We start from the raw sequence: 12,557 nt of genomic DNA on the forward strand, positions 1-12,557 counted from the left end.
GGACCGCGTCGATGACGCCCTCAACGCGACCCGCGCGGCCGTGGAAGAAGGCATCGTTGCTGGCGGCGGCGTCGCCCTGCTGCGCGCTTCGCTGAGCATCAAGGCGGTCGGCGCCAACTCCGACCAGACCGCTGGCATCGCCATCGTGCGCCGTGCGCTGCAGGCTCCGGCCCGCCAGATCGCGGCCAACGCCGGAGCTGAAGCCTCGATCGTTGCCGGCAAGATCCTCGAGAACAAGGACGCGACCTTCGGCTACAACGCCCAGACCGGCGAATACGGCGACATGATCGCCATGGGTATCGTCGATCCGATGAAGGTCGTGCGCACCGCTCTCCAGGACGCGGCCTCGGTCGCCGGCCTGCTCGTCACCACCGAAGCCATGATCGCGGAGGCTCCGAAGAAGGAGTCGGCTGGCGGCGGCATGCCTGGCGGCATGGGCGGCGGCGGCATGGGCGGCATGGGTGGCATGGGTGGCATGGACTTCTAATTGACGAATGATCCTGAAAAGTTGCAGACTTTTCGGATAAGATCATTCGCAATGAGAACTCCATAAAGCACGCCATCAACTGACAATGCTCAACCCGCAAGCGGGTTTGAGGGGCAGCCTGGATTTCTAATCGAACCCATTCAGCCTTCAGATACGAAAAAGGGCGGCAGCGATGCCGCCCTTTTTCGTTCTGCAAGGCCCATGCCGCGCGATGCTTGCGTCGAGCGCCCCTGTCAGCCAGCGCCAGCTGGCACCGAAGCGTGACGAAATGCGCCGAACACGCCGTGAATGACGAAACCGAGAGCGGATTTCCTTCATGCAGGATTTCTGCCCACGCGACCGCGCTCCAAGGCGCCTCAACTGATCGAACCAGGCCTTGTCCGTAACACCGACGAAGAGACGGGCCATGGCCTAACCTCTCAGCTCCGCCCTGTTCTGAAGCGCCGACCCCTGGCACTCCACATGGCCAGCTCCGCAGTCTGCGAACCAACCACTGCGGAGCACAATTCCATGTCGTCGCCCTCGCCCCGCTCCGTTCACTTCGACGTCCCTACGCATCCCACTTCTGTCATTTCGCGAGCGCCCGCTCGAGATCTGATAGCAGCTTTTCGCGCCGGCCCTTGGAAAGTTTGGCCAAGTTGTCGACCTTCCAGCGCACTGCCGGCAGTTCCGCGGCTCCGGGCACACCAAACAAGCTCCAGTCAGGTTCGCCGGCCTTGAAGGATAGGAGAAGACGCCGGTGCTCGGCAGGCATCTTGCCAACGACCTCGGCGATTAGAGCTTCACGAGCATCGTACAACGCTTCCAGGGTCACGGGCTCTTCCGTCATGCCAGCAAATCCAGCGTCAAACTCCCGGCGCAGGTCTTTGCGCGTCGGCGCCAAAACCTCCGCCAGCGGCCTGTTGTGGCTCAGCATGTACACAATGAAGGCGCGCCGCAGCTCATCGGACACGCCCTCATTCGCGAGCAGATCCCTGACGTCAAACAGATCTCGCGGATGCTGCCGATCCAAGGCCGCGACTATCTTGCCGGCATAGAGGTCCGGGAAGGACACAACAGGCACCTCGGCATAGCCGAAGAGCTCTTCAACTCGGTCGCAAACCGCCCGCGTTTCGGGCGCGTAAACGCAGCCACGAATGACAGGCGTCACCTCGATCTTGATCTGTACACTGTCGGAGGCAATCAGCACCTTTGTGGCAGCGCCATCACTGTGCAGCGGCACTACCTGGGTGCGGCTACGCGGCACATTCTTCGCTATTCGACCAGCAATGCGTCGTATCGCAGCGTCGATATTGGCGAGGGAAGTCGCGCGATCCTCGACCGGCAGATAGGCCAGATCGATATCGACCGACAGGCGCGGAAGGTTTCTGACGAAGAGATTAATGGCCGTGCCACCCTTCAATGCAAAGACAGCCTCCTCAGCAACGAGTGGCAGGACCCGAACGAGGAGGCTGACTTGCGCGCGGTAAGCCTCAGACGCCGGCATCGAGTGTCTCCGGCACAGTGATCTGATACTTGCTGTCCAGCCGACCCCCGACCACGATCTGGCGCTTGCCACGACCAAGGTCGATACGTTTGAGATCGAGCCGGCCGAACCACGGATGGGCGTGCCGCTCGGCGAACCAGAGAAACAGTCTCTTCACCTTCACGGAGCCGCATGCTTCCAGCACTGCCTGAACCCGCTTCGGGCTCAGAGTGCGAACCGACTCCATTAGAACGTCCGCTTGATGGAAGGTCTCCCGGAATGGGAGAAGGTCAAGAAGCTCGCAAAGTGCTCGCTCCGGCGCGGAGACATCGAGCTCCCATCCCCAATGTCCCCATACAATGCGCGTCCTTCCAGGTGCGTCGGCATCGAAGAGCTTGTCTGCCTTGTGTTCGACGAACTGAGCGTCGGTCTGTATCCGCTGGACCCAGCCAGGCAGGCTGCCATAGGCATAGAGGTGGATTTTAGGCTTGCCCGAAAAGCGGTGGTAGTGGGTCAGGCCCTGCAGTTCGAGGGCGCTGCGGCCGCCGACATGCACGGCTTTGTCGAGAAGTCGCTGGAGCGAGATCATCACGCGCTGCCAGGCCATGGTCTGCTCGACGTTGCCGATCGGTCGCTGATAGACGCCGCGGACGACACCTTCGAGCCAACCCTGCGCCACGTATTTTTCACGCCACTGCCGACGGTAGCCGTATTCATCCAGCCAAGCAGTATCGACCACTAGCCCCTCGGGGAGCAGGCGATGAAGCTGGTTTATTTTTTCGTTTTTTCGACCTATCATTGGTAGGGGAAAATAACACGAGTCCAAACCGCCAGGCAAGTTCGGAGGTTCGTATTTTCGACCCATCAACGGTAGGCATAAAGGCGCAATATTCAAACCACCAGGGCAAAACGCATCTGGAGGAGGAAATGCCGACCTTTGAACATGATGCGATCCAGCAAAGACGGAGACGACCTATTGACGCGACCGGCCTGTCGTTCCACCGCCTTAAAGCTCATCGGCGGCCAGGTCGCTGATTGGAGGGGAGCCCAGCCACTGAAACGTCTGCCACACACCCGGATCCTGCAGGCCGACAAGCGTTATGATTCGGACGCGACCCGCCGCCTGATCGAAGCCCCGCGGCCATCGCGCCAAAGGCGGCCGGCGATGGCAGAACTGCCTCTCGCCTGTCCTCTACCACGACCGAAACGCCGTCGAACGCATGTTCTGCCGGCTCATTGCGATACGATGCGAGCCTCTTGCCGTCAAATTACCCAGCGGCGGTCTGCACCGCTGCGATCGTCGGCCTTGGTTATGAGTCCGGGCCCTGGATCTAGGCCCTGAAACCCGTCTGAACCTATCAGGGGAGTGAATGACGACCATAATTACAATCAATTTTACCTCTGTCGCGCTATGGCGAAGCTTGCTCGGCGATCCCAACGTTCCGAGGAACGGCAGGCGCGGCCAGCGGCGGAATGGTGTTGATCTGTTTGGCGTACGCTATGGCGATCCGTCGCATCATGTTGGAATTCAGTGCAAGCTCAGGGCGACGGACAAGTTCTCACGGAGGATGAGGTCCGCGACGGCATTCGCAAGCCACGTGGGGGTTGTCGGGACACCCTTTCTGCCCCTTTCGCACGTTTTGCATCTTGAATGTCAGAAAAAGATAGCCTATTTTCTGACGCATGAAAACGGCCATGACATCAGTTCCCGATCGGGTCATGCGCCGCGCCCGCGCCGGCGGGCGTGGCGGTGTTTTCACGCCCAGCGACTTCCTCGACGTCGCGGGGCGCGCTGCTCTCGATCAGGCCCTCTCCCGCTTGGTCAAGAGTGGAAAGCTGCGCCGCCTGGCGCGTGGCCTCTATGACTATCCGAAGGTCCATCCGAAGCTGGGCCAGCTTTCACCGGCTCCCGACGATGTCGCGCGTGCGCTCGCGCGGGAGACTGGTTCAAAGGCGCAGATCGCCGGCGCGCACGCCGCCAATGCGCTCGGCCTCTCGACGCAGGTTCCCGCAAAGAGCCTTTATTTGACGGACGGGCCCTCGCGCCGGATCGTGCTGGGTAAGCGCGTGGTCGATTTGCGTCACGCTTCGCCCAAGCATCTGATCGCACCGGGCAGTCCTGCCGGAACAGTCGTCCAAGCACTTCGCCACGTCGGGCCGGTGCGGGCCGCCGATGTGGCTCAGCTCGCCGCGCGCCGGCTGTCGGCCAGCGACAAGAGGCTACTCGCGTCCAACGCAGTTCAGGCTCCCGCCTGGATGCGTCCGACACTGATCTCGATCGGCAACACAGCGTCGAACGCAGCGAATGGATAAGGTCGCCCTTCTACCGCCGAGTGATCGGGCAGCGCTTTTTGGCGAAACTGGTGCCGGGCGCGGCGTCGCCAACACGATCATCGAGAAGGACTTCTGGGTCTGCTGGACCTTGAAACGATTGTTCGGTCTTCCGGAGGACGCCGCAGCCAGCCTAGTCTTCAAAGGCGGAACGTCCCTGTCCAAGGCCTTTGGCATCATCCGCCGTTTCTCCGAGGACATCGATTTGTCCTTCGACCGGGCCGATCTCGGCTACACAGGTGATCGCGATCCAGAAAAGGAGGGCATCAGCCGGAAGAAATCAGGTCAACTCATCGACGACCTGGTGGGAGATGTTGAGAAGCATATAGCCGACAAGCTGCTTCTTGCCCTTCGTTCCGCGATCGTCCAAGAACTCGGCGAACCGCAGCACGACGAGTGGTCGTTAGCGATCGATGAAGCCGACGCGCAGACACTGAACTTCCACTACCCAGTAGTGCTTCCGACGGCCGAGTATCAAGGCATGGCGTACATCACGCCACGGGTTAAGCTTGAGCTCGGCGCCCGCGGCGATCCATGGCCCGCCGAGAAGAAGGTCATTCGCCCCTACGCGGCCGACGATTTTCCCGATTTCTTCGAACATCCGGATACGACCGTCACGGTCCTGTCTGGATGGCGCACCTTCTGGGAAAAAGCCACTGCCTTGCACGCGGAAGCCCATCGTCCGGCAGAGTGGGCGACCCCGCAATATTTCTCGCGCCACTACTATGACCTCGCCATGATGCTCGACTCCGACGAGGGCAAGGCTGCCGCCGCTGATCTCGAGCTGCTGGCAACCGTGGCAAAGCAGAAGGCGACATTCTTTCGCTCGGGCTGGGCCAATTACGATACGGCGCGCCCAGGCACTTTGCGGCTGATGCCAAGCGAAGCCCGGATCAACCGTCTCAGAGCGGATTATCGGGCAATGGCGCCGATGATGTTCGATGACACCTCGCCGTCATTCGACGACATTCTTTCCAGAATTGAGAAATTCCAGGGGACCATCAACAGGTAGGCGCACGATTTGCCGAGAACTCCAAACTGACTGTGCGCGAGAAACCATTCAGCCGACACGATCATCGCTGCCAACGAGCTCATCAGGCCTGGAGCGTCGCCTGTTAGCCGCAATATGGAAAACCGAAGACGAAGATCCTGCTAGCGTGGAATCTGCGCTCGCGGCCTTCCTCACGAGGCTTCTGCCCTGACTCGAAGACATCACCTGGAAAGCAAGCTATGTACAATCTTTTTGTCTCGGGATGGTCAGACCAGTGGAAAGGCGATCCCTGTGTGCTTGATGCCAGCCGCTGCGTCCGCCACCATGAATATACGGACGAGCAGATCGCCGATCAGTATGGCTCGCTCGACCAAGTGGCGCTGAAGGAGCTGAAGCGCCTGCCCTCTATCTTCGCCTACGAGGCTGGCTGTAAGCTCGACCCGAAATTTGGCCTCATTCGCGAGGTCACCGTGCGCCGCGGCCAGGTGCGGATCGAATACGAGATCATCCCGGTCGATCCGTTCCTCGCGGCGGCCGATTTCGATTCCCTTAGTTTTGAGCTGGACATCGGCAACTGGGAAATGAACCGCACCCATTGGGCAGTCAAGGACGTGAACCTGCCCAAGGAACTGCACGCCGCACGCGGCATCATGCTGCCGTCATGGACCCGGCAGGCAGGGCGGGCCGTGGACATTACCCGGCACAATTTCGATGTCGGCCTCTCCTTCCCCGGTGAGGCGCGTCGGCTGGTCGAAGAGGTCGCCCGCGAGCTTGAGGCGCGCATCGGCCCCAACGCCTATTTCTACGACAACAATTACGTGTCCCAGCTCGCGCGGCCCTCGCTCGACACCCTGCTCCAGGACATCTACCGCAACCGGTCCAAACTGATCGTCGTCTTCCTCGGTGAGGACTATCAGCGCAAGGATTGGTGCGGCGTCGAGTTCAGGGCCATCCGCGAGATCATCATGGCGCGCGAGGATCAGCGCGTCATGTTCGTGCGCGTCGACGACGGCGCCGTCGACGGCGTGTTCCGCACCGACGGCTATGTCGATGCGCGCCGCTTTTCGCCCGCCCAGATCGCCCAGTTCATCGCCGAACGCGCGGCCCTCATTGCCTAGCCGTCCAGCGCGGTTGCCGGCAGCGCGACGCAGCAGCGGTCGACCAGGACATGGCGGCGCTTGGGCGCGCCGGGATCGGTGAGCCGCGGCGTCGCCGAGATAATGGCCACCTTCCAGCCCGACAGTCCCGGCTGCGGCGCCTGCATGACGACCGACAATACGGAGCCCGCGACGCTCGAGCTCGGCCACGCACTTCAGAATGTCGTTGTAGAGATCGGGCCGCCCGCGATCCGATCGCCTGCGCAATCCGATCGAGCGCCTCGTCGCTGACCTTGTCACCGCGTTCGACACGTTCGAATGTGGACAGGGACACGCGCGCGAAGTCGGCCAGCGTCGTGGCCTTCCACTGCTTGAGATGCCGACCCCAGCGCATCATCATCGCGACGAGTTCGATGGCCGGGGCCGTGGGGACAGAGCTGGCTCCGCAAAATCGGACAGTGGCATAAGTGGATTTTCTGCCTGAGATTGGCGAGGATTCTCGCCGGGAATCCGGAGTTGAGATGACGAAGAGAAGCCGCCGGACGCATCACCGGCATTCAAGGCGAAGGTGGCGTTGGCCGCGGTAAAGGGGGAGAAGACGCTTTCGGAGCTGGCGCAGCAGTTCGACGTTCACCCGAACCAGATTACGACCTGGAAGACCCAATTGCTCGAAGGCGCCGCGGGCGTGTTCGGGCAGGACAAGGCGGGTTCGAGCGAGGCGCCGGTCGATTTGAAGGCGTTGCACGCCAAGATCGGTGAGCTGGCGCTGGAGAATGATTCTTTGTCCGGCGCGCTCAGCAAGGCCGGCCTGCTGAGCGCAAAGCGATGATCGACCGCGACCACACTCTGCCTGTGGTGCGTCAGGCGAAGGTGCTGAAGCTGGCCTGAGTAGTTCCATTCAGGATGGAACTGATCGCTTGTGATGTCGAGGCGCTTCATCTCGGCATTGCTGACCTTGACACCCTTCTGGTAGCTGCGCGTGTTGAGTGCGCTCTCGACTTTGAGACCGGCCTTTGTCGAGGTGGCGCCGATCAGTTCGACCACTGCTATGCGATCCGTGAGTGGCCGGCCGCGCCAGTTCTGCGTGATGTGGCAGAACAGCAAACAGCCGATGCTCGACCTTGTTCCACTTCGATGTGCCCGGCGGATAGAGGTGGACGCGGATCACCAGCCCCGTCTCGTCGGCAAGCCTTTGCAGCCCGACGTTCCAGAGCCGCACGCGCGCACCGTTCGAGCCAGCAACGGATCGACTGCACGGCGAACTCGGCCATATCGCTCGTGAGCCCGACGCTGACGAAGCCGGCGTTGGCGCTCACGTCGTCCTTGCCGAGCTTCTTGTCCTCGAAGTCGTGCACGTTCACGCGGTGCGGGTCGCCTTTCGGGCGATAATCGGTTCCGCCATTCTTGAAGTTGCCGACGAGCTCATTCTTCTTGGTTTCGACCGAGATGACGGGCTGGCCCGCCGCTTGCGCCGCGATGGCGCTTCAGCCCCAGGATTGCGTCGATGTCGTCGCTGAAGGCCGACCATTCGATTGACGGAATCACGCGGCTGACGCGATCGTATAGGGAGGTGGCCGTAGGTAACGCCCGCGTCATCGGCGCCTCCAATTATAGTCAATCTGGTTATAAGGGGATATTTCTACACCGACTATAAGGATGTCAAGACCGCGCCAGCGGCAATTTTGTCCCAGCTATGACCGTCTCGTCGAGAATGGCATGACGGAAGCGATAAAGCTTGGCGGGCCGCCCGCCGGTTTCCGTGGTGGTCTCGCCTGTTTCCTCGACTAGCTCCTGCTGCTCGATCAGGCGGCGGAAATTCGGCTTGTTAACGAGCCTGCCGGCGAGCGCCTCCACGGTTCGCTGCAGCTGTAGAAGCGTGAAAACCGGCGCCATCAGCTCGAACACGACGGGCCTGTATTTGATTTTGGAGCGCAACCGCGCAATACCTGTTGCCAGGATGCGGCGATGATCGGCGACCATCGATCTGCCCGGCATCGGGGCGAGGGCACCCGCATGCTGCCCGCCGCGAGCCGCCTCTTCAATCAACGCAGCCTCATAGAGCAGCTCATAGCGTTGAAGAACGAGCTCCTCGTTCCAGCCCAGATCGTCGAAGCCGAAAGCGACTGCTGCCCGCCGCTGGCGCTCGCGACGCGCCTCGACCTCTGGCGCGCCTTGCGCCCATTCGATCAGACGGGGGCGCAGAACATCCAGCACCACCGGCGGCGTGCCGGAGCGATGGTCCTCCCACGGGAAGTAATCGTACCAGCTCCCCCAGCAGGGCTTGGCCGAGTCTCTGGCATATTCTTGCCGGGTGAGTGCGAGATAGCTGATCGAAATCACACGTTGCGGGTTTTCGGCGCCGATCCTGTCGCGGTCGGCGAATGTGTAGAGCTGCTCGATGTAACCAAGCGGCTGACCGGTTTGCTGTTCGACCCATGCCCGAAGGCCCGATTGCAGCGAGCGGTGATCGAACTCGAACGGGTCCGACGGAAGTGCATTGGCCTGCCCGTTGGTGAGAACGGAAGGGTGCCCATCGGTGACCGCGACCACGACAGCGATCAGATCCGCCTTGACGTCGTTGGCCTTGCGTCCGGCGCGGGCTTTTCTGGTGTCTTTTGCGTCCATGTTCCCCAAAATGGTCGCAACCCCGCCGCGAAGGAACTCAATCGATTTAATCAATCTTTATCATGCCTGCCGGAGCGTCAACACCACCAATTGCGTGATTTTAGCTCTTCCCAGCTGCACCAATGGGCTTCAAACGCGACACCGGCCGGCGGTAACGTGAGGGAAGGCACCTTCGAGCGCGGTCGGGACGCAATGCCATCACACCTCCGGATATTCGTTCCCGCAGGCGCGGAACGCCACTGGTTGGCCTGCGGGCAGGGCGAGCGCGAAGCTGGTTGATTGCGCGCCGCGAGACATCGTTCTTGTCGGTGACAGCGTCGGCATCGTGCTGCTTGGCCCGCCAGCCACCCTCGGCGTTACGCCGTAACATGATGATCATGCATGCCTGGCGCCGGGAGCAGGCTAAAAACGAGCACTGACGGCAGTCGACTTGCCTTTCGACCCCCAGCACGAGGTGCCAAGCATGCTTTCCATAATGCTGCCCGGCTGATGGCGGGGACCGGCTGCGCGGCCGTCCAGCTCGAGCGCTGGCGAGCCGATGGCCCATCCGCTTGCTCGGTGCGCGGAAAACTGCGATCACGGCGATGCCGGCTTGACGTTGGTCAACGCGCTCTGGTCGCTTTCCGCGCGCCGACCCGGACGGTTCGCTTCGCCTCAACCACCAGCTCCCGAACAGCCGACCGCTGCGGTGTGACCATTGCGATTGTCGAACGCCGGGGCGGTGTCGCGGCCGTGACCTTTGCCGCTGACGAACCCAATCGCTCGTTCCTGCTCGCCGCCGAGCGCTATGAACAGGCGCTTCAACTCATGGCGACCTGTTTCCATATTCACATTCGTCGCAAGCTTGTTACCGATCGAGTGATAAGTGGTATTGCGCTGACGCTGCGGGAATATGAGTGCATGCAATGGGCGGCGCGCCGCAAGTCAGCGTGGGAGACCGGCCGTATCCTGGGCGTCAAGCGCCGTTCAGCCGCGTATCATCTGGACAATGCCAGGAAGAAGCTCGGCGTGCGCACAGTCATGCAAGCCGTGATGCAGCTTTCGGCTTCCAACAACGATCTTTTCTGACAAGCAGCTTTACCCTGTACAGTTGCACAGGATGCTTCGTGCCGAAGGTTCGCCTCCAATGCCAGGGTGATCCCTTTAAGGAGGCCCAGCGTGATTCAGCTTGTTACACCCGATTGCTATGGCGACTTTGTCGACGAACTTCATGAAATGCACCGCTTGCGTTACCGCGTCTTCAAGGAGCGGCTGGACTGGCAGGTGCCGACGAACGGCCGCTACGAGATCGATTGCTTCGATTCCTTGAAACCGAACTATCTCCTTTTGCGCGGTTTCGGCGGTGCTGTCGAGGGATGCGCGCGGCTGCTTCCGTCGACCGGACCCACCATGCTGGGCAACACTTTTGCCGAGCTGTTGGAAGGCAAGGCAGCGCCCAGCGAGCCGGATATCTGGGAAAGCAGCCGCTTTGCCCTCGATCTTCAGCCATCGACCCCCAAGGGCGCCGGCGGCGTGGCTGTCGCCACCTACGAACTCTTCGCCGGCATCATCGAATTCGGCCTGTCATGCAGTCTCGAGCGAATTGTCACGGTCACCGATCTGCGCATGGAGCGCATCCTGCGCCGCGCCGGCTGGCCGCTTGAGCGGATCGGCGAACCGCACGCGATCGGCCTAACCCGCGCGGTGGCCGGATATCTCGACGTCTCGGCCGAGACGCTTGGTTCCGTTCGGCGCAATGGCGGTTTCCATGGGCCGGTTCTGTGGGCGCCAATAGCCTGCGGCGCGATGTGATGCCTGGTCGGTTTGTCCGTGGGGCTTGTCCATGAGGTCGGTGGAGGACACCGGAGCCGACTGGCCGGACTGGTGCGATGATAGGGCGTACCAGCATACGTTTCGTCTGACGCGGCGAGAGTGGGCCTGGGAGTTCTTGCGGCGCAATCCGGCATTCCGCAACGATCTGGCCAAGGCACTGGAGGGGGCCGAATGGCTGGGCAGTCCAAGGTCGCTCGACATCATCGCGTCGCGCGCCGACCTGACGCGGTGGGGCGTTTTGTTTCGCGGACTCCTTGCGGCCTGATGCGCGTGTATTCTGGTGTCCACGCCAATGTCCCTACGTCTTGCCGATCACCGCCGAACCGGCATCTTCCTCGGCCGCGCCGCCCGCTTTCGATCTGACGGCGCCGCCATGTCGTGCCACGGTGCTTTTGGCAGGCAACGGCCGCCAGCACGTTCTGTTGCGCCCTGCTGAGCGACATCTTCAGCTCGCGGTTTCAGGTGCGACAGTCGCTCAGCGCGTGCGCCTGCAGGTCGACGCGATCTGGCCGGCCGGGCAGGCGAAGCATCGGCTATGGGCACTTGAATGCCTCAACAGCCTGGCGATGCGCGGACGGCTGCCGAATACCCTGTTTCGTGCGGAGGCGCGTGGCCGACGTCTCCGCTTCGTCCTTCGTGCGCTCGATGGGTCGCTGTCGGGGGCAACGCACCGGGTCATCGCCGAAGCCCTGCTTGGCCAAGCGCGCGTCAGGGCCGATTGGGCAGATCCGCGCGATCATCTGCGCGACCTGATCCGTCGCGCCATACGCCGCGGCCATGCCCTCATGAACGATGGATACAAGGACCTGCTCACTTGAAAATGCGGTGTGGCGCACCCGAGCAAATGGTCAGCTGCCGAACATTGCCTTGTAGCCCGTCCTCACCATCCAGTTTGCACGTCGCAGATGACTGTCAAGCGACTTTAGGGCTCGCTCCGGTTCGCATGCCGGATCGAGGCCGAGAATGACTTGCGCCATCTCTTCCTTGCTTGCGTTGTCGGCCGATGCGTCCAGCAGCCGCATGTAGATCGTGAAATGCTCCCTGTCGTAGGCCGTGAGACTGTCCGACCAGGGGACTTCGTCGATAACGGGTTCATTAGGCTCGAGGCGCGATCTGTTTCCCAATTCTCTCTCTCGGTTTGTACGATCGCGCGTCCGCCCTGACGCCCGGTCAATATCCTAAAATGGGATACTCCGAAACTGGGATTAGTCGGCGAGCCGGTTCCTTCATGGCCGGTTCGCAAAATGCCGAAATCCCTTCGATCATCTCGCCAGCGCCAGATGCTGAAACAGCTGATTGCGGCGCGAAAGAACAAGGGCCTGACCCAGCTCCAGGTTGCGCAGGCGCTGGGCCGCCCACAGTCCTTCGTCGCAAAGTATGAGGGCGGTGAACGTCGTTTGGACGTCATTGAGTTTTTAGAACTAGCGGAGATTCTGGAGGTCGATCCCTGCCAGCTGCTGGCACAGGTTCCTCGTTCTCGCCACCGATAGGTCACGATAAGGGGAGCTTCAGCGAGAAACGTCCTCAAGTCGAATCCTTCAACAAGGCGTCCGGCGGGCCGAGACCGCAGGATCTGCTTCGCGATGGACCGAGCCCGATCTGCTTTGCCGGCTCCGGGCGGTCTCGGCCGCCCACCTTCCCCTCGCGGCCATGAGCAGGACCTGACGCAAGAGGAACTGGCTGCGCGCGCGCTGAGTTTGACCCAGGTTGACGATCTGAGCCGTTCGCTCGTCCCGTTTGATCAAAATA

Annotated in this window: 13 protein-coding genes and 6 pseudogenes; 11 read left to right on the forward strand and 8 right to left on the reverse strand. The window is 61.6% G+C overall.

Going from position 1 to position 12,557, the window contains the following annotated elements; all coding sequences use genetic code 11:
* Positions 1-487, forward strand: a 487-nt coding sequence (locus AC07FD_RS07890; RefSeq protein ID WP_478349386.1) for a TCP-1/cpn60 chaperonin family protein, incomplete at its 5' end; no start/stop codon positions are given.
* A gap of 568 nt (positions 488-1,055) precedes the next feature.
* Here the strand turns inward: AC07FD_RS07890 and AC07FD_RS07895 are convergent.
* Positions 1,056-1,973 carry a nucleotidyl transferase AbiEii/AbiGii toxin family protein gene (locus AC07FD_RS07895; protein ID WP_478349387.1) on the reverse strand — a complete coding sequence of 306 codons (918 nt, stop codon included), beginning with the start codon at positions 1,971-1,973 and terminating at the stop codon, positions 1,056-1,058.
* Positions 1,960-2,790: a type IV toxin-antitoxin system AbiEi family antitoxin domain-containing protein gene (locus AC07FD_RS07900; RefSeq protein ID WP_379018035.1), complete on the reverse strand. Its 831-nt coding sequence runs from the start codon at positions 2,788-2,790 to the stop codon at positions 1,960-1,962. Before AC07FD_RS07900 ends, AC07FD_RS07895 begins: the two co-directional genes overlap by 14 nt.
* Positions 2,791-2,928: 138 nt before the next feature.
* Here AC07FD_RS07900 and AC07FD_RS07905 point away from each other — a divergent pair.
* The 4 genes and pseudogenes from AC07FD_RS07905 to AC07FD_RS07920 all read left to right on the forward strand — a co-directional run.
* A pseudogene (locus tag AC07FD_RS07905) lies at positions 2,929-3,287 on the forward strand (transposase family protein); the annotation flags it as partial.
* Between the two features lie 384 nt (positions 3,288-3,671).
* Entirely contained in the window at positions 3,672-4,265 is a 594-nt protein-coding gene (locus AC07FD_RS07910; RefSeq protein WP_095090522.1) for a DUF6088 family protein, read from the forward strand.
* Positions 4,258-5,295, forward strand: a complete 1,038-nt coding sequence (locus tag AC07FD_RS07915; protein ID WP_379100196.1) for a nucleotidyl transferase AbiEii/AbiGii toxin family protein — start codon at positions 4,258-4,260, stop codon at positions 5,293-5,295. Before AC07FD_RS07910 ends, AC07FD_RS07915 begins: the two co-directional genes overlap by 8 nt.
* A gap of 218 nt (positions 5,296-5,513) precedes the next feature.
* Positions 5,514-6,392, forward strand: coding sequence for a toll/interleukin-1 receptor domain-containing protein (locus tag AC07FD_RS07920; RefSeq protein ID WP_378926219.1), 879 nt, complete (start codon positions 5,514-5,516; stop codon positions 6,390-6,392).
* Here AC07FD_RS07920 and AC07FD_RS07925 read toward each other — a convergent pair.
* Complete coding sequence (locus AC07FD_RS07925) at positions 6,389-6,550, reverse strand: hypothetical protein (protein WP_378926217.1); 162 nt, start codon at positions 6,548-6,550, stop codon at positions 6,389-6,391. The two genes, AC07FD_RS07920 and AC07FD_RS07925, sit on opposite strands and share 4 nt — an antisense overlap.
* A gap of 342 nt (positions 6,551-6,892) precedes the next feature.
* On the opposite strand from AC07FD_RS07925, the pseudogene AC07FD_RS07930 reads away from it, so the two are divergent.
* Positions 6,893-7,256, forward strand: a pseudogene (locus AC07FD_RS07930) (transposase); the annotation flags it as partial.
* Positions 7,257-7,316: 60 nt separating this feature from the next.
* Here AC07FD_RS07930 and AC07FD_RS07935 read toward each other — a convergent pair.
* The 4 genes and pseudogenes from AC07FD_RS07935 to AC07FD_RS07950 all read right to left on the reverse strand — a co-directional run.
* A pseudogene (locus tag AC07FD_RS07935) lies at positions 7,317-7,415 on the reverse strand (hypothetical protein); the annotation flags it as partial.
* Positions 7,416-7,512: 97 nt separating this feature from the next.
* Positions 7,513-7,849, reverse strand: a pseudogene (locus AC07FD_RS07940) (ISAzo13-like element transposase-related protein); the annotation flags it as partial.
* Positions 7,839-7,967 (reverse strand): annotated as a pseudogene (locus AC07FD_RS07945) (quinolinate synthase NadA); the annotation flags it as partial. The pseudogenes AC07FD_RS07945 and AC07FD_RS07940, both read right to left, overlap by 11 nt.
* Before the next feature lie 63 nt (positions 7,968-8,030).
* The gene (locus tag AC07FD_RS07950) at positions 8,031-8,996 is read right to left on the reverse strand and encodes an NUDIX hydrolase (RefSeq protein WP_478349388.1); all 966 of its coding nucleotides are present in this window, start codon (positions 8,994-8,996) and stop codon (positions 8,031-8,033) included.
* A gap of 684 nt (positions 8,997-9,680) precedes the next feature.
* Here AC07FD_RS07950 and AC07FD_RS07955 point away from each other — a divergent pair.
* The 4 genes and pseudogenes from AC07FD_RS07955 to AC07FD_RS07970 form a co-directional block, all read left to right on the forward strand.
* Positions 9,681-10,064, forward strand: a pseudogene (locus tag AC07FD_RS07955) (helix-turn-helix transcriptional regulator); the annotation flags it as partial.
* A 90-nt stretch (positions 10,065-10,154) separates the two neighbouring features.
* Entirely contained in the window at positions 10,155-10,787 is a 633-nt protein-coding gene (locus tag AC07FD_RS07960; RefSeq protein ID WP_378924216.1) for an acyl-homoserine-lactone synthase, read from the forward strand.
* Between the two features lie 31 nt (positions 10,788-10,818).
* Entirely contained in the window at positions 10,819-11,073 is a 255-nt protein-coding gene (locus tag AC07FD_RS07965; RefSeq protein ID WP_143748885.1) for a transcriptional regulator domain-containing protein, read from the forward strand.
* Between the two features lie 40 nt (positions 11,074-11,113).
* Entirely contained in the window at positions 11,114-11,626 is a 513-nt protein-coding gene (locus AC07FD_RS07970; protein WP_245331279.1) for a DUF2285 domain-containing protein, read from the forward strand.
* Between the two features lie 30 nt (positions 11,627-11,656).
* On the opposite strand, the gene AC07FD_RS07975 is transcribed toward AC07FD_RS07970, so the two are convergent.
* Positions 11,657-11,932 carry a DNA -binding domain-containing protein gene (locus AC07FD_RS07975; RefSeq protein ID WP_478349389.1) on the reverse strand — a complete coding sequence of 92 codons (276 nt, stop codon included), beginning with the start codon at positions 11,930-11,932 and terminating at the stop codon, positions 11,657-11,659.
* Between the two features lie 120 nt (positions 11,933-12,052).
* On the opposite strand from AC07FD_RS07975, the gene AC07FD_RS07980 reads away from it, so the two are divergent.
* The gene (locus AC07FD_RS07980; RefSeq protein ID WP_095090258.1) at positions 12,053-12,298 is read left to right on the forward strand and encodes a helix-turn-helix domain-containing protein; all 246 of its coding nucleotides are present in this window, start codon (positions 12,053-12,055) and stop codon (positions 12,296-12,298) included.
* Positions 12,299-12,557 lie beyond the last annotated feature (259 nt).

Source organism: Mesorhizobium waitakense, assembly GCF_056431085.1.